11 protein-coding genes and 1 tRNA gene are annotated in these 16,587 nt (G+C 34.6%); 1 reads left to right on the forward strand and 11 read right to left on the reverse strand.

Annotated features, from left to right (window positions below; genetic code table 11):
* Positions 1 to 134: 134 nt before the first annotated feature.
* From WCQ00_03100 to WCQ00_03125, 6 genes are all read right to left on the reverse strand, one after another.
* Positions 135 to 551: a hypothetical protein gene (locus WCQ00_03100; protein ID MEI6042528.1), complete on the reverse strand. Its 417-nt coding sequence runs from the start codon at positions 549 to 551 to the stop codon at positions 135 to 137.
* 310 nt (positions 552 to 861) lie between these two features.
* Positions 862 to 3,882 carry a type I restriction endonuclease subunit R gene (locus WCQ00_03105; GenBank protein ID MEI6042529.1) on the reverse strand — a complete coding sequence of 1,007 codons (3,021 nt, stop codon included), beginning with the start codon at positions 3,880 to 3,882 and terminating at the stop codon, positions 862 to 864.
* A gap of 4 nt (positions 3,883 to 3,886) precedes the next feature.
* Positions 3,887 to 5,659, reverse strand: coding sequence for an AAA family ATPase (locus WCQ00_03110; protein MEI6042530.1), 1,773 nt, complete (start codon positions 5,657 to 5,659; stop codon positions 3,887 to 3,889).
* 5 nt (positions 5,660 to 5,664) lie between these two features.
* Positions 5,665 to 6,804 (reverse strand): restriction endonuclease subunit S, encoded by a 1,140-nt coding sequence (locus WCQ00_03115; GenBank protein ID MEI6042531.1) that lies wholly within the window; start codon positions 6,802 to 6,804, stop codon positions 5,665 to 5,667.
* 1 nt (position 6,805) lies between these two features.
* Entirely contained in the window at positions 6,806 to 7,606 is an 801-nt protein-coding gene (locus WCQ00_03120) for a hypothetical protein (GenBank protein MEI6042532.1), read from the reverse strand.
* A 4-nt stretch (positions 7,607 to 7,610) separates the two neighbouring features.
* A complete protein-coding gene (locus tag WCQ00_03125) occupies positions 7,611 to 9,404 on the reverse strand; it encodes an N-6 DNA methylase (protein MEI6042533.1) in 1,794 nt (597 codons plus the stop codon).
* A gap of 119 nt (positions 9,405 to 9,523) precedes the next feature.
* On the opposite strand from WCQ00_03125, the gene WCQ00_03130 reads away from it, so the two are divergent.
* Positions 9,524 to 10,837, forward strand: coding sequence for a recombinase family protein (locus WCQ00_03130; GenBank protein MEI6042534.1), 1,314 nt, complete (start codon positions 9,524 to 9,526; stop codon positions 10,835 to 10,837).
* On the opposite strand, the gene WCQ00_03135 is transcribed toward WCQ00_03130, so the two are convergent.
* The 5 genes from WCQ00_03135 to dnaX form a co-directional block, all read right to left on the reverse strand.
* A complete protein-coding gene (locus WCQ00_03135) occupies positions 10,830 to 13,967 on the reverse strand; it encodes a P-loop NTPase fold protein (GenBank protein MEI6042535.1) in 3,138 nt (1,045 codons plus the stop codon). The two genes, WCQ00_03130 and WCQ00_03135, sit on opposite strands and share 8 nt — an antisense overlap.
* 108 nt (positions 13,968 to 14,075) lie before the next feature.
* Positions 14,076 to 14,146, reverse strand: a tRNA-Gln gene (locus WCQ00_03140).
* 121 nt (positions 14,147 to 14,267) lie between these two features.
* Positions 14,268 to 14,618 carry a hypothetical protein gene (locus tag WCQ00_03145; GenBank protein ID MEI6042536.1) on the reverse strand — a complete coding sequence of 117 codons (351 nt, stop codon included), beginning with the start codon at positions 14,616 to 14,618 and terminating at the stop codon, positions 14,268 to 14,270.
* 352 nt (positions 14,619 to 14,970) lie between these two features.
* A complete protein-coding gene (locus tag WCQ00_03150) occupies positions 14,971 to 15,375 on the reverse strand; it encodes a type II toxin-antitoxin system PemK/MazF family toxin (GenBank protein MEI6042537.1) in 405 nt (134 codons plus the stop codon).
* Positions 15,376 to 15,471: 96 nt separating this feature from the next.
* A complete protein-coding gene (gene dnaX, locus WCQ00_03155) occupies positions 15,472 to 16,554 on the reverse strand; it encodes a DNA polymerase III subunit gamma/tau (protein ID MEI6042538.1) in 1,083 nt (360 codons plus the stop codon).
* Between the last annotated feature and the right edge of the window lie 33 nt (positions 16,555 to 16,587).

Raw genomic sequence — 16,587 nt, forward strand, 5'->3', positions numbered from 1 at the left:
ATGAGACTGTCTAAGTGCTTCTGCGTCTATTTTAGCACGAAATATGATACAGCAAATGTCTTATTTCTGTTTTTTAGCACACCTTAACTTTTTCCCTTATTCGATAGGGTTTTTTGAATGTGAAATGTGGATAACTATTTTTTAAATAGTATAGATTCCTGACTTTTAAACTCAGATTCACGCCCAACAATGGGATTGCCATTTACATCAGCACTGTAGCTGACAATCTCTTTGTTTGTATATAAATCATAAATATATTGAGTAACTATATTTGAACCAATATAGCCACCTTTGTATAAACATTGGTTTGTTTCCTTGTTGAATCTATACTCGGAATTCATTATTCCGTCTCTTAATTCTTTTTTATCTTTTTCGAATCTTTCAGATCCAATTTGCTCACATTTCTGAATATTAGCGATTTCTTCTTTTCTTGTTTGTTCAGTAGTTTCTCTTTTATCCTGTCTTGGTAAATACCAAATAAAATAGTATCCAACGGAAAGCGAGATAACTATCAGAGCAGTATTAACTGCTTTTTGTAATTCATTATTCATAAGCCACTGTAGCGGTTTTAGCCTATTAATTTAATAATAGGCGAAGAGAATTGAGTCGTTAGACAGAAGACTCCTCGCCATTGCGACAGAGCTTGCGCCCTGCCCATATCTAGTTTCCCAGACATGACCGCTACAGTGACTCTGACGAGGAGTCTTCCATACTGTAGCGGTTTTGATATTCCGACCATATCCTAGAGAATTAAGGGTTCTTTAGGGGTTAGGTCTTTGTTGTTAATGAAATGATAGCAGAAAATTTGCTATCTGTCAGTAGCTTAGATATGAGGGTTTGCGAAGCAGAAGTTACCAACAGCTAAACTGGCTGAAATTCTCGATAGACACGAACTGTTTCCATATAAATAGATTCAATTAAACGTTCCGTTTGCATAATTTCTGTAATTCCTTTTTGAATCAAAAGAAGTCTTACATTCTGACGAATTCGAGCTTTAATAGTTTCATTATTTGTCCAATCAATAGTTAAGTCTCGACGGATACGCTTTGTAAGTTCTTTTACAAAGTCTTTGATATCTATTCCAGATTTTTTAAGATCAGGATCTGTCTGAAGAGTATCGTAGAAAGTTATTTCTTCAGGTGAGAGTCCGAGTGATTGGCTCTCTTCATCAAGTTTCTTGATCTCATCAGCAATTTCCAAAAGTCTTTTGATAATCTCAGCGGAACTGATTACATTATTTTCGTATTTCTCAATAAGATCAGTAAGGAGTGTAAGCATAGTCTCATAACGAGCCTTGTTCATTTTCATACGAGAAATAATTTCTTGATCAAGTAGTTTGCGAACTGCATCTACAGCAAAGTTTTGGAATCTAACTTTTTTAATTTCTTCCACAAACTTCGAATCAAAGATTGAAATACTTTTAGAATCTCCGTTTGTAGAGAACAGATTAATAATATCTTCCGCTTGTATCGCATCATGCACAAGACTACGAATAGCACTTTCCGTCTCTTCTGGAAATACCGCCTTAGGTACAACTGTTTGTTTATTAATACTTTCTTTTACTGCCTGTAGAAACTGAATGTCGGTAATAATATTCATTGCAGGAGTTGAGGGCATTACAAGAGCATGAAGTTTTGATAGTTTAGATACAACTCCAATATATGCCATCTTTTGGTCATCAGAAAGACGCTCGTCCTTTGAAATAACCGCATTGATTGATTCTTGAAGAAGATTAGAAAGTTCGATTCCCTTAAGATTTCTCCATCCACTGAAATTTACTCCATACAAAAAACCAACCGCTTCTGCATGAGAATGATTCATTTCAGAAATAATTTCATCAAGTGGTAGTAAAGCATTGTTCTGTATATCAGAATCATACATCGCGAGAGCTTTCTTTAGATTTTCAGCGATACCGATATAGTCAACGATCAATCCACCCGGCTTGTCTTTGTATACACGATTTACACGAGCAATTGCTTGCATAAGTCCGTGGTTCTTTAATGGCTTATCCAAATACATAGTATGCAGATTTGGCACATCGAAACCAGTAAGCCACATATCACACACAATTGCGATCTTGAGTGAATCATTTGTTTTCTTGAATCGCTTCTCGAGCTTCTTCATATCACGTTCTGACTGTATCTCATTCGCAAATTCTTCACTATTTGAAATAACCACAGCACATTCTGGTGCTCCAACAATTTTCTGTATTTCTCTATAGATTGATACTGCAATACGACGACTCATTGTTACCACCATAGCCTTACCACTAATAGGTCGATTATTAAAGTGATATACAATATCTTTTGCAACTTGCTCAATACGACTTTGTGATCCCACTACTTCTTCAAGCACTGCCCATTCTTTTCGAGCTTTTGCTTTTTCTTCTACAACAATTTCTCCCAAAATATCATCAAGTTTTGAATCAACGAATTTATCCGCTAGATGAAGTGGAACCAGGCGTCCTTCATAATAAATAGGAACGGTCGCACCATCTTCTACTGCTTGTCCAATTTTGTATGAACTAACAATTGGACCGAATACTGCAAAAGTATCCTTATCGTTTTGCGATATCGGTGTTCCTGTCACACCCAAAAAGCTCGCATTTGGCAAAGCCTGTCTTACTGCACCAGCAAAGACACTGTACTGAGTACGATGAGCTTCATCCGTAAGAACAATAAGGTTCTCTCTTTCTGATAGGACATTCTTTGCATCAGGATCATCTTGAAACTTCTGTATTGTAGTAAAAATGAGTTCACTACCAATGTTTTTTAATCTCTTTTGTAAATCAAGAATACTACATGCTCTCTTTGCAAGATTGTCATAACCAGTTCTTTTGAATGTTTTATATAGCTGATCATCTAAGTCTTCACGATCCGTCAAAAATAAATACGCAGGACTTTTCAATTCTTCAATATTCTTAGTCTTGTTTACATAAAAAACCATAGAGAGTGATTTACCAGATCCTTGTGTGTGCCAAAAGACTCCAATCTTACGATCTTGTTCTCCACGCACAGCACGAAGTGTGCTTTCAACTGTTGTATTTACTCCGTAGTATTGATGGTACAAACACATCTTTTTTGTGAATGTTACAGCTTCACCATCTCCATCCGCTTCAAAAACAAAGAAGTTTTGTAAAACATCCAATAGTCGTGTTCGTTCAAATAATCCTTTAGTTAGTACTTCTAGCTGATTAGTATTCTTTGGAGCATCAATAGGCGTTGTGATTCCTTTCCACGTTCCATATCTTTCCCATGAAGATGAGATAGTCCCATGTCGTGCATTAATAAGATCAGAGAGGCCAATTATTTGATTGTATAAAAAAAGCTTAGGTATTTCTTTCTTGTATCTTTCAATTTGACGGTATGCTTCACCGATAGTTACAGATCCATGAACAGCACTTTTAAGTTCAAACAAGCCAACAGGTAAACCGTTGATAAAAATAACCACATCAAAGCGATTTGTAGTATCTATTCCTTGTACAGTAAATTGATTGACCACCAAGAATTCATTGTTATCTCCATTTTTAAAATCAAGAAGTTTAACTAAATCTGTTTTTTCTTCGCCGTTTTCTCTCCATGTTGTTTTTTTGCCATTCACGAGCCATGAATAAAACTCCTTATTCCCAAGCATCGGATCATTATGGTGATAATCAGAAATTTCTTTTACTACAATCTCTGCTTGATCAGCGGGAATTTGAGGATTAATTCTGCGAACAGCACCAAGAAGACGATCTTTTAAAACTACACCCCGAAAATCCTCACGTTCTGCATGAGGTTGCCCAGGATTAATATCCGGACCGTATACATACTCATAACCTTGATCTTGTAGCCATTCAATGAGTGATTGTTCTGTTAAATTGTTTTCGTTTAAGTTTTTCATAATATTAATTAATTTTTTCTGAAAGAAAATTAAAGATTTTCAAGAATTTATTTTTAGTTTCATTCGAAATTTCAAACTCCTTATTTTCAGCCAAAAGCATTTGAATCCCACTATTGAATTTTGATTTTTCATAAACTGTGGACTTTGGATCAAAATACTTAGTGATTCCAAGTTTTTCTGTTTTACTAAACAGTTCTTCACAAGAGCACTTATCAAAAGAAATATCTATGTCACTTAAATCGAATATTCGATTATGAATATCGACACCAAACTCTTTTAAATATCTTTTCTTTTGTAACTTTCCTTCCTTATCTGCATCTAATAAACCAACGAAATTTCTACCCCATGATACATACAGAGCAATTGGTTGATCTAATTTACTTGCACCTGTTCCTGGATAAAAATTAAAATTCTGTAATTTTAAAATAACTTTGCAGATGTACTTAAGCGAATAATAATCATTTTTCCCTTCAGTTATAATTATTGGAGGCACCTCTTCTAATAGACCAGGTTGATATTCGAGCACATCCAGAATAGGCTGAAAATAAGCAGCGTCTGAAGGATTTTCTGCGACAAATTTTTTGTACTGTATTGCTTCAACATCAGTTTGTGAAGCATCAAAACTTACCTCATCATTATAATTTAACGCCTTATTTCGAACAATGTACGCTCCAGATAACCATTCTGGATTAATTAGATGATGACTATGGGTCGTATAAATTAACTTTGATTTCTTTGTGATCTCACTAAATGTACTCAACAGATTCTTCTGAGCAGTTGAATGTAGATTTGAAGCTGGCTCATCCAATAGAAAAAGTATTTCCCCAGAACTTGAAATTCTTTCTTTTCTAAACTCAGTAAAAAGAAGGAAAGTAAAAAACCACCTAAAACCAAGACTTCTTTCTGATATTGAGAAAGTATCTACACCTTCTTTAAGACGAAGTTCTAAATAACTCCTACCTTCTGGATCAATATCGGTTGAAACAATGATTTCCTTTTTCCCAATTTTTGAAAATTTACCCCAAGCTGAAAATACCACTTTTGAAATTTTAGCAGCCATCAAACTCTCGGTTTTTTCTAAAGCTTGCTTGTTTGCAGCAGTAGACTTATTCTTTAAATTATTCAAAATTGTTTCTTCTACAGTAAATGTCCCATTGATTGTAGATAATACATCTTGAATAATGTTGTAATACTGCATCTCTGTAGAAGATACTGTATTAGGTTCGAGATATATCCTCTCTGGAAACTTCGCCAAGAAGTCTGGATAATATATTACTTCTGGTAAAAATTCTTCTTTTATATGTTTATAAATTTGTTGCTTTTCATTTAATGGTAACTCGATAAATTTACCACCTTTTTTCTTTTGTCCTTCAATATCTAATCCGAATTTAATTTCAGTAGTAGTTGGAATAGCTCGATCAAAATTATAATATCGATAAATTTTTAAATTTTCAGGGAATTTGAAATCAACGTACTTTGTAATATTTGTATTTATATATTTTTTAATTTCTACAACATCATCTGATGAAAAATTTATTGTTGCTATTATTTCAGTGGCACCAGTAAAGCTTGCAGTATCAGATTTTGGTATGAGATTATGTCGTTGATCCATGAGTGCTTCATTGGAAAGATTATAAATAGCCTCTAGAATAGTTGTCTTACCACTCTCGTTTAAACCAACTAAAGTAAAAATTTTTGAATCAACAGGAAAATTAACATTAAGATTTAGTTCTTTAATGCCCTTATATTTTTTTATTTTAAAATTTGAATAGTACATATAATCTAAATTAATTTTGCCAATAATTGATCTCTTTGTGACCTTAGAGAAATGTTTTCAACATATAACGATATTTGTTTTTCAAATAAGTTACTTAGAATTTTGTCAGCTTTTCTGAGTAAGGATTCATTAGGTATTAGAACTAATGCGTCACTTATATGGTGTCTTTGTATGTGACCCATAGTCGTAGCTTTTCCTTCTGCAATCGCTTTAAATTCTTGAAGGTGTCTTTGTAAATATTGATACACAAACCATTTTGGGTAATACTGCGAAGTGACTTTGAATATATGCTGATTCAAAATTCCATCTTCACCAATCCACACCATTACAGAAAGACTCCCAGACCAAGCAAACAAGATATCTCCCTTTTTGATAATGTATTTTGTGTCTATATTTTTAGTTGCTCGATCAGAACTTTTATCAATACCGGAATTCATCTCTCGTATTTTGATAACAGGAAATGAATCTTCCTGTCTTTCAGCTGGATATTTTTGTGAAGCAACTCCATTTAAAAAATCAGCTATTTTATCTAATCTTTTAACCTCCCACCCTTCAGGAATTTCTCCTAAATCACTCTCAACCATTTTCACATTCTCATACCCTGGAAATTTGAAATCAATAAGCCATTCATTAAAAATAGTCTGGGCTGTTGTTTCAAGATTTTTTATAATAATATTATTATTTTCTATTTTTTTATCATAAGCACTCAAAATAGAGGCAATCCTTTTTTGAGTTTCTTTACATGGTGTTTCTACACTAATACTGTAAATAGTATCTCGATTTAAACCAGGAACAGCAGAATCGCCTCCATATCTAGGTAGATTAATTCTTTGTAGAAGATAGTAAACATACTTTAAATCAAAATCTTCAGAAACTTCATCGACATAGAAAACTGTATCTATTGGATATGATTCCTTTTCTGAATATGATAACGATCCGACATTTCCTTTACGACCAATTATTATGGATGGTTTTTTTACCTTTGATTCATTATGAAAACCTACTAAACCACTTGATGCATAAACAGGAATAGCACCCATTACTCGATTACGTTCAGGTAATCCAAAACCATATTTAATTTCCATCAAATCAGAAATTTGATGTGCTGTTTTTTCAATATTTATTTGTTCCAATAATTTAGTCATATTATTTTTTACAATTAGAACACAGGTTCATACCTGTTAACGAAATTGATGCTGAATTAAAATCATAAGGATATGTTTTCCCACACTTGCTACAAATCTGATTTCCTAACACATAGTGATTATTATTTAATAAATCAGACTTACCAAGAGAGAAGGATGTACTGTCTCCTAAAGTTGTAGCACTAAACAAAACAGATTCTCTTTCTTTTTTCATGTTTTTAATCTGTTTTTCTAGCTGTGCAATTTTTTTACCAAACCCCTCTTGCTCTACAGCTGTTGCTGATTGAGCTAATTTCATTTTTTGATCTAACAAATCCATAACAAATGCTCTGTATGTTTCATTAAACTTTTCTTGAACTTCTTTTTCACTCCTAAGCGTTGGATCTATATCAATCCAGTCCTCATACCCAGAGTTAACATTTAATTCAATCACAGATAAATGACGATCAATCTCATTTAGTTGAGGTTTTACATCTCTTGTTGCTTTCTTACTAAAGGTCATCACCCAGCAACGTAAACTACCAATTTGTTTTTGTATCGACTGCAAATTACGTACAGCAGACTGACCTTTTTTTCGAAGTATATTTTCACCTGTAACTTTTGAATACTCATTTTGGAATATACCTCCGGCTATTCCACCAGTTATACTTCCGAATACAGCTAAAAGATTTGAAAATAATTCATTTGTTTTAAACCATATAGATAGACCGAGTGAGATGATGGTAACTACTATAAAAACAAGGAACCATGGATCAAAAATCATGTTTGCAAAACTATTCCATTTTTGTTTAAGTCTAGTCATATATTTAAAATCCAAGTTCTTTAAGATTATTTTCAATTTGTTTCTCTAGCTCTCGACCATTAGCAAAAGCATCTCTCAGTTCCACCGAAAGCTTTTGCATTTTTTCTTCAAATGAAATTCCATCATCTTCTACATCAGCAAGTCCAACATATCTTCCCGGAGTTAATACGTATCCATTCTTTTTTATTTCTTCCAAATTTGCTGATTTACAAAAACCAGAAATATCTTCATATTTTTCTACACCTGATTCTTCACGCCAAGCTTTAACAGTATCTGTTATTTTTTTAATATTTTTTTCATTAAAAACTACCTGCTTACGTGAAATCTGTTCAAACGTATCTCGAGCATCAATAAACAAAGTTTCTCCAGATCGTTTTCGAAAACGGTCACCACCTTTGTTTTTTGATAGAAACCAGAGAGATACAGGAAGTGATACGTTGTAAAAAAGTTTTGATGGACAAGAAATTATTACATCAACCAAATCTGCTTCTATAAGTTTTTGACGAAGCTCTCCTTCTTTACCAGATACAGCTAATGCACCATTAGGCATAACAAATCCAGCTTGACCATTTGGAGCAAGGTGGTGAGTAAAGTGCTGTACCCAGAGGAAGTTTGCATTTCCACTTGGGGGTATCCCAAGAAAGATTCTTGGATCATTATCAGAAAGTTTTGAAGGATCCCATTCTGCATTAAACGGAGGATTTGCAATTAAAAAATCTGCCTGGAGATGAGGAAACATATCTTTGTAATAAGTATTTCCAAGTTCAATCTTTCCTGAGAGACCACGAATAGCAAGATTCATTTTACATAAACGAAGTGTTGTTTGATTACTTTCTTGTCCACTGATAGAAAGTTTTGAAGGATCCATCTTGTGATCTCGTAGATATTCACCCATAGATACAAACATGCCCCCACTACCACAAGCAAAGTCTGCTACACGAGCATTTTCATACGGCTCAAGTATTTCTGTAAGAAGCTTAACAATTGATCTAGGGGTAAAAAATTCCCCTCCACGTTTTCCTTCAGATGAAGCAAACTGACCTAGGAAGTATTCATAGATACGACCAAGAATATCTTTCTCACGATCAAAATCATGGTCAAAAGAAATTTGTGAAAAGATATTTACAAGTTCTCCAAGAACAGTATGGTCAAGGTTTACTTTGGTATATACACGAGGAAGAACATTTTCAAGTTGAACTGGATTATCCTTTTCGATGAGTTCCATTGCAGTATCAAGAATTTTTCCAAGATCAGAACTCATTGTTTTTGTTTGCAAAAATTCCCAACGAGATTTTTCTGGCACATAGAAAACCCCTTCTGATGTATAGAAGTCTTTTGTTTCAAGAATCGCTTTTCGTGCTTCTTCAGTAGGAACATAAAAGTCTTCGTTTTTTGGATCTTTTGTCAGATCAGCAAGAACTTCTCTTCGTTTATAGAATGAATCAGATATATATTTCAAAAAGAGAAGACCGAGAACAATATTCTTGTACTCTGACACATCCACATTGCCTCGCAATTTATCTGCCGCCATCCAAAGTTCTTTTTCAAAACTAAGGTCGTGGTGATGATTCTTATCTAAAACCTTTTTAGTGACGCTTTTTTGCTGTTCACTAATACGGTTCTGTATATCTTCTGAAAGAGAAGACATTGGGATCAAATATGTTGGTTTAGAGGGGTCTCCTATATTTTCAGCCTTAATTTCACCTTTTTTGATCTTTTGGTGAATGGCTATACGACTAATACCCAACATCTTTGCGAGTTGTGTAGGAGTTACAAATTGTGTTTTATCGATTGACATATGTTAAGTATAGCATAGTGTATAAAATAATGCAACTTAACACATGTAAAGTTACCAACATCTGAGAGACTGGGGCGCTCTAGACTCATAGGGCAATCAGCGTCATTAATGTAGTTGTAATGAAAATACAAAAACCGCTACAAGTGACTCCTGACGAGGTCGCACCAATTAAGTACTGTCTTTACGCACGTAAATCAACCGAGCAAGAGGATAAGCAAGCATTATCAATAGAATCGCAGGTTAAAGAGATGATAATTCTAGCCGAGCGAGAGGGGTTGGAAATAGTCGAAATTAAGCGAGAATCGCACTCCTCCAAGGAGGTTGGGCAAAGACCTGTGTATAACGAGCTTATCAATGAAATCAGACAAGGCAAGTTCAACGGAATTCTGACATGGGCACCTGACAGGCTAAGTAGAAACGCTGGAGACCTAGGATCAGTAGTTGATCTTATGGATCAGAAGCTTCTACATGAAATAAGGACTTATGGACAGAAGTTTACAAATAATCCAAATGAAAAGTTCTTACTGATGATTCTTGGTTCACAAGCAAAGCTTGAGAATGACAACAAGATGGTAAATGTGAAGCGAGGACTTAGAGCGAGGTGTGAGATGGGACTATGGCCGTCCGTTCCCCCAACTGGGTACCTAAGCCACTCTGATAGAAATAAAAAATGTGAAGTATTACCTGATGAACAGAGAGCTTGTGTGATTAAACAAATGTTTGAAAAAGTTGCATACGATGGATGGTCAGGTCGAAAACTTTTCAAGTGGTTAGAAGAAGATATACGATTTAAGACAAAACATGGAAAAGCACTGACATTGAGTAATGTATACATAATTCTCAAAAGTACCTTCTACTATGGTGAGTTTGAATATCCAAAAGGAAGTGGACAATGGTATGTAGGAAAACATGAGCCAATCATAACCAAAGATTTATATAACCAAGTACAGGATAAGATAACAAATGATCACTTAACGAGAACCCAAGATAAAGAGTTTGCGTTTACTAAGATGATCACCTGTGGACTATGTGGATCAGGAATTACCGCTGATGAGAAATTCAAGAAACTCAAAGACGGAACAACAAACAGATACGTATATTATGGATGTACAAAGTTTAAAGATAAGGATTGTCCGTGTGGATACATACGAGAAGAAGACCTAATCGAACAGTTGGCAAATATATTAGATACAGTTTCGTTAGATGAAATAGGTATGAAATATAAGATCAAAACTGAAATTGAGTCACACAACGAATTTCAAGAGTCAGTATTAGGAAAGGAGGTGAAAGAGAAAACAAAGATTAAAGATGTTGATATAAGAAACTATGCAAAGCATATTTTGCGGAAGAGACCACTGTACGAAAAGAGAGAACTACTAAGTCATTTAAGAAGTAAATTGGTACTAAACGAAAAACAAATTAAGATTAAATAACCTCTGGAGTGATCGCATCAGAATTAATCTTTTCGGCATTTACTACTTCTGCAAGATAATCGTCTAAGACTTTGAAAACAGGTGCGAGATCCTCTCTATATGTTGCTGTGTAATTACCAACATACAACGTCTTTTCTTTTTCATTAAGATTCATTGCCTTTATGGCGCTAGAATTTTTTTGCCAATATTCAGCTAATTTTTCCTTATGTAAAACCTTTGTAAATTCGTTAATGTGAGGAATATAATTCCGACCATCTTCTCTTGCAGATGCAAATACACTTGCGAAATTTCTTAAAAGATAATCGATGAAATGCTCTACATTCTCGGGTGATGAAGGATTAAAGCACACGTCAAAGATGTAATCATTTATAGCATCAGCAATTTGATGACGGTCATCGTTTCCTGTTGGATCATAATATCCACAACCAACACCACTGCTTATTATTGAATTTCCAAGTTGATAAATAGTAAAGCCTGTTATTATACTCTTAAGTACAGCGACTTGTTTATCTAAATCACCTTGAGAAATCTTGCTATTAATGACTTGTGATTCTAGATAGTCTTTATACTGGCCTGCTAAATCTTTCAGTTCTAGATTTGATATTTCCTCAAAAATGTTTCGCTTAGTATCTATATACTGCTTTTTAAAAATATCGAAGACTTTCTGTGATATTTCCCGCATTTCTTCCTTGGCAATCACTTGAGTATTTCCTTCAGTTGGTGCACCCTTATCAGAATGTTTTGATAATGCACGACTCAAATCAAAAATATCTCCACCTCTGTCAGCACTGCAATACAAGCGAAACGCCATAAGATCGTAGAGTCCGAGAACACCTCTTGTCGGTAATGAAAGTTTTTCCAAAACACCACAGCCAGAGTGTTCTCCTTCTCCGAAAATCCATTCAGCAATTTCCTTTATGTTTTTTTCTGTATTCCCAGAATGTTTTCCTGAATCATCACTCCATCCAGCATCATTCAATAGACGTATCAAGAATAGATCTGAGTCTTTTCTTAATCCTACACCAATATTCTCTATTTCAATATGCGAATAATCAGGCAGATTATCAAGTAAATGGGTAATAAGTATATTACTAATATTTGGAGGTAAACTTCGAGCATTGTTTACTATAATTCGCCACAGCTTTGCACGAGTAAACTCACCTTTATCAAAGGCAAATTTCGGGTCAGCAAATGCATCTTCAATAGTTTTTGAACCTGAGGCTATCTCGTCTTTCCAGTTAGCGTAAAACCTATGCTGTTCTGTATCTTCAGGTTTAGCAAATTCGACTATTAATCGCAAATACGCTTCCAAATTTCTTCCATTTGTCCATCCACCATTAAAACAGGCATATGAGGTTTTAATATCTTCTGATACACCATCTATACGAGCATACGTATCTCGGTGCGGAAACTCTGCATTTGTACCAAGTCTTACATTAACATCAAAAATCCTATCAAGAAGAAATTTTTGACGACTCATGTCGGGAAAGTGTTTTATATATTCAGTGTAGTATGTTGAATTTTTATACTCTGATTCACTAAATGATCCTCTTCTCTGACTACTGTCCTCTATAGGATATCCATCTTCATGAGGTAGAACTAACGAAAAAAAACCTCGACTACCGTTTGTCTCGCTATCATAGATTTTTCTAAAAATATTTGGAAAGTGAATATAAATCAAAAGGAGGTGAATAAGATCTTGCTTATCAAAGTCAGTATTTTGAAAATCTGTACTTTCAAGTTCAAAAAGAACCACCGTATTAATCAGTCTTTTAAGCTTTCTGACATCGCCAATAAATGGAAGATAGTTATGGTAGCCTGACGATTTATATATATCAAGTAAGCCACCTAATGCCTGACGAACAAGAATAGGATCTACCAACTTAGTAGAAACAGCCTTATCAAGATTATCTGAAACATACTTAGCAAGATTTTCTTTATCAAGAAAAAGACTAATTTTTATATTTACAAATTTTTCAAGAAACTCGCTTATCTTTTCAGCGTCAGGTGTCTCAGATTCAAGAATCCCTATATTTTCTGTATCATAACAAAGCACATAAGAAATATTTGGTAATACAAAGCTCTTTCTAATAACAAATAAAATATCCTTTATTTCAGAAAAAGTCATTCTATCTAAATCATCAACAATAATAATAACTTTCTTTTTAAATCTTTTTAATACGGCATTTAAATCATCAAAAGCTTCGTCTGCGGTATAATCTACAGTCAATGTTGGTAAACTAAAACCAAAGATTGAAAAACGATTAACCTCTCTAAGTAATCTAGCATATCTCGAAATCAAAGGTTTTATTTCTGGTACGAATGAATCTTTTTGAATTGAGTGTATTAATCCATCAACAAAAACCTCCAATAAGTTTTTGCTCCCAGCATACCTCAAGGGGTTAAACTTAAAAATAACAGTTTTATTACTCTGATTTTCATCCCAATGTTCTTTACAAAAATTTATAAAAGAGGATTTACCAATACCCCAAGGAGCATCAACTCCAAAGACAAAACTTTCTGAGTTTCCATTATTGAAGACTCTTTCAGCAAATTTATTAGCCTTATCAGCAAGATTGAGCAGATCATTTTTTCTTTCCTTAAGTTCATGATCTGAGAGAAAATTTGATTCAGTTTCTTTTTTCTTCCAAGAAATTGATCTGAAAATAACAAAAGCAGTAAGGATTACTGGAGCAAAAACTAAAATCAGTAATTGCTGAAATGAAAATGATATGACTAATTTTTTATACCAATCATATAAAAATCCTCCCCATGCTACATCTATCCAAATACCGAAACAAAGAGCCGTTAAAACATCAAAACGATAGCTTCTATAAAATTTACACAGATCTTGAACAGTATCTCGTATCAACACATAAAACAATGTCGTAATAATACCCAATGACGCCCCCAAAATAATCCATCCTTCATGACCAAACTTCGATATTGCATTGTTTAATTGAAGAGAAAAAGCTTGTGAAAAATAGAAAACCTCAACAAATAAAATACCAAAAAATACTGTTTTTATAATGACAATAAGATTCGCCGTAATAAGCCCAGGATCAGAAAAATAGTCCTTAAATTTAGAATATTGTTGTTGGGTCCTTTTCAAAAGTGTAGTTTGCTTCATAACGGCAATTATACTGTTATTTTGAAAAAGTTCGAGCCCATGACTGGTGCTCAAAAATATTCTTCCTAAACGACCATTTTAGGTGTTTAGGTAGGTCTCACTAAACTGCTGGGAGACTAGGAATCGAACCTAGATTAAAAGCTTCAAAGGCTTCTGTCCTACCTTTAGACGATCTCCCAATGTTCTATACTTTAATATGAAATTGACTATAAATCAAGCCCTATTTTAAATGGTTGGAATTGGATATTTGAGGAAGTGAAAATGCGGCGCGCCTGATGGGCGCGCCGCATGCCGAATCTATCAACAGTCATCTCCCTTGGGGCCGGAGGGGTTTGGGACGATCTTGAAATCAAGATCAACAAATCGCTTATAATTTTGCTCCAGTGTAATCTGGTTCCAAACAAGTGCACTATAGCCGATCACACCTATCAGGACCTCAAAGGATCCATAGCAATGGAAGCCACCGTGGGCAATTGAGAATAGTGGTATAAACAGAGCGAGTCCAAATGAAATAGCTGCGCAAAGCTTCCTAATGACGTCATACATTGGCTCAATTGAGGCCTCGTCTTCCTCTTCCTTGCATATTTGCCTAAACTCATCAATCCTGTAATAGATAAACATGATGTATGGGAGTATAACCAACACCTTCATAATCCACAGTCTAACTAGACCCTCGGGGTGAATTGCTGACAATAGAACAAGAATGAACGCACCTATAATGGTCGTCCACATGATTTTCGATTTCATAATATCTGAATGTTTGGGTTGAATTGAAAACTGAATCAGGTTTGATCCTCTGGGATTATGTCAGAGCTTGGGTTTTGCGTCAAATATTGATTTTCTTGACTTTTATTGATAGCGTTTGCTATAATAGTAACATGTCACTTCGTGGTATGGACCACGAAGCTCCGAGGAATCCACAGTAATTCAAGATGATTCCGTTTAAATTTGCTTCATCAAAGAAGCTCCGAAAAAACCATCCGCAAGGGTGGTTTTTGTTTTGTTAGATTAAAAAAGAAAGGAGTTTTGCCTTCACCCTTTCAAAATCACTTATATTCATATCCTCTATTTTCCTTATAAATCTTTTAAGACTGACTGAACGAGTCTGCGCCATATTCACTGCATTTGGTATGCTTTTTCCATTTAAAAAATATACAAAATTTTTGTCGTCTTTCATCTTACTCGTAGTTGGCGCAACTAATGCTCCATATTTATTAAAAATCTTAATAACAACAACAGGTCTTTCAAAACCATGATTTTTACCACTTACTTCAACTCCAATATTTTGACCTAGGTTTACCCACCATATTTCTCTTGCTTTTGGATATAAAAATCTTTCAGATTTATGTATTCTTATTTTCAGATTATTCCACTTATTAAAAATTTCCGATATTTCATCATTATTCATTCTAGAATTATAAAATATGGAACCCTCAAATATTCTAAATATTTCCTAAAGAAAAACGAAAGAATTTATGAGATACACATGAAATTGAAGCTGGGTCTACTCCAAACACTCCGCCACAACCATCTCAAGTGGTAAGGTTGGAATCGCGCTTTTTCCAAGTCTTCCGTGAGCAATCAATAGTCTCTCTAGTATTAGAGATATCTTCTTTGGTGACTTCATCGCTAGTCTTTCTGCATCTGTTGCACTTCCCTTCTCTTGATCAAATGCAATTGGCTCACCTGGAGCTCTCACACTTCCACTACTCATACTCATAAGTAATGTCTTTCTAACACTTTCAAGAACAAGCTCGGTGAACAACTTCACATCTCCTCCATTTTCTCTAACTGCATCAAGTTGTGCCAGGGCAAGTGGGGCGTCTCCAGTTATTATTCCTCTTGCGAAACTACCAACAGTTACACTCTTTGGAGCTCCTGTAATTTGTTCAACTTCAGCAAGACTGATTTCTTTTTTATCATCCCCTGCAAGAGAAAGAACTTTTTGCAAAACACTCAATGTGTCTCTAAATGATCCATCGCCAAGAAGAGCCAAGAGACTACCTACTTCATCGTCAATTGTAATTCCCTCTTTCTTTGCAATATCAATCGATATTTTTTTTAGAACTTCTACATTTGGTTTCTTGAATTGAAAAGTCTGACATCGTGAAATAACGGTTTCTGGCAACTTATGCATTTCTGTTGTTGCGAGAATAAATATTACATGTTTTGGGGGCTCTTCTAGAGTTTTCAGGAATGCATTAAAGGCCGATTTTGAAAGCATATGTACCTCGTCCAAAATATAAACTTTGTAAGCTGAATCAAAAGGCATTGTATGCACTGATTCATTTAATGTTCTTATATCATCAACACTAGTGTTTGATGCGGCATCAATTTCATATAGATCTTTATCAGTTGTACCAAGCTCACGAGCAAAAATTCTAGCAACACTTGTTTTTCCTGTCCCTCTTCCTCCACAGAATAGATATGCATGAGCAACCTTTCCTGATTTTATTGAATCCTGAAGAACTGAGACAATATGCTCCTGTCCTATTACTTCAGAGAAATTTGCTGGACGATATATTCTATATAAGGACGAGTGATGTGTTTGAGATGTTGTTGTTTGCTGTGTGGTTTTTGAAGACATAAGGAGAGTATAGCATCTATTAGTGTGGTGGTG

It is taken from the genome of bacterium, assembly GCA_037127815.1.
Lineage (GTDB): Bacteria > Patescibacteriota > Minisyncoccia > Phycocordibacterales > CAIZLB01 > CAIJKW01.

Coding starts and splice junctions, on each gene's coding strand:
- WCQ00_03100 (MEI6042528.1), bottom strand. CDS start 551: ATGAATAATGAATTACAAAAAGCAGTTAATACTGCTCTGATAGTTATC.
- WCQ00_03105 (MEI6042529.1), bottom strand. CDS start 3,882: ATGAAAAACTTAAACGAAAACAATTTAACAGAACAATCACTCATTGAA.
- WCQ00_03110 (MEI6042530.1), bottom strand. CDS start 5,659: ATGTACTATTCAAATTTTAAAATAAAAAAATATAAGGGCATTAAAGAA.
- WCQ00_03115 (MEI6042531.1), bottom strand. CDS start 6,804: ATGACTAAATTATTGGAACAAATAAATATTGAAAAAACAGCACATCAA.
- WCQ00_03120 (MEI6042532.1), bottom strand. CDS start 7,606: ATGACTAGACTTAAACAAAAATGGAATAGTTTTGCAAACATGATTTTT.
- WCQ00_03125 (MEI6042533.1), bottom strand. CDS start 9,404: ATGTCAATCGATAAAACACAATTTGTAACTCCTACACAACTCGCAAAG.
- WCQ00_03130 (MEI6042534.1), top strand. CDS start 9,524: ATGAAAATACAAAAACCGCTACAAGTGACTCCTGACGAGGTCGCACCA.
- WCQ00_03135 (MEI6042535.1), bottom strand. CDS start 13,967: ATGAAGCAAACTACACTTTTGAAAAGGACCCAACAACAATATTCTAAA.
- WCQ00_03145 (MEI6042536.1), bottom strand. CDS start 14,618: ATGAAGGTGTTGGTTATACTCCCATACATCATGTTTATCTATTACAGG.
- WCQ00_03150 (MEI6042537.1), bottom strand. CDS start 15,375: ATGAATAATGATGAAATATCGGAAATTTTTAATAAGTGGAATAATCTG.
- dnaX (MEI6042538.1), bottom strand. CDS start 16,554: ATGTCTTCAAAAACCACACAGCAAACAACAACATCTCAAACACATCAC.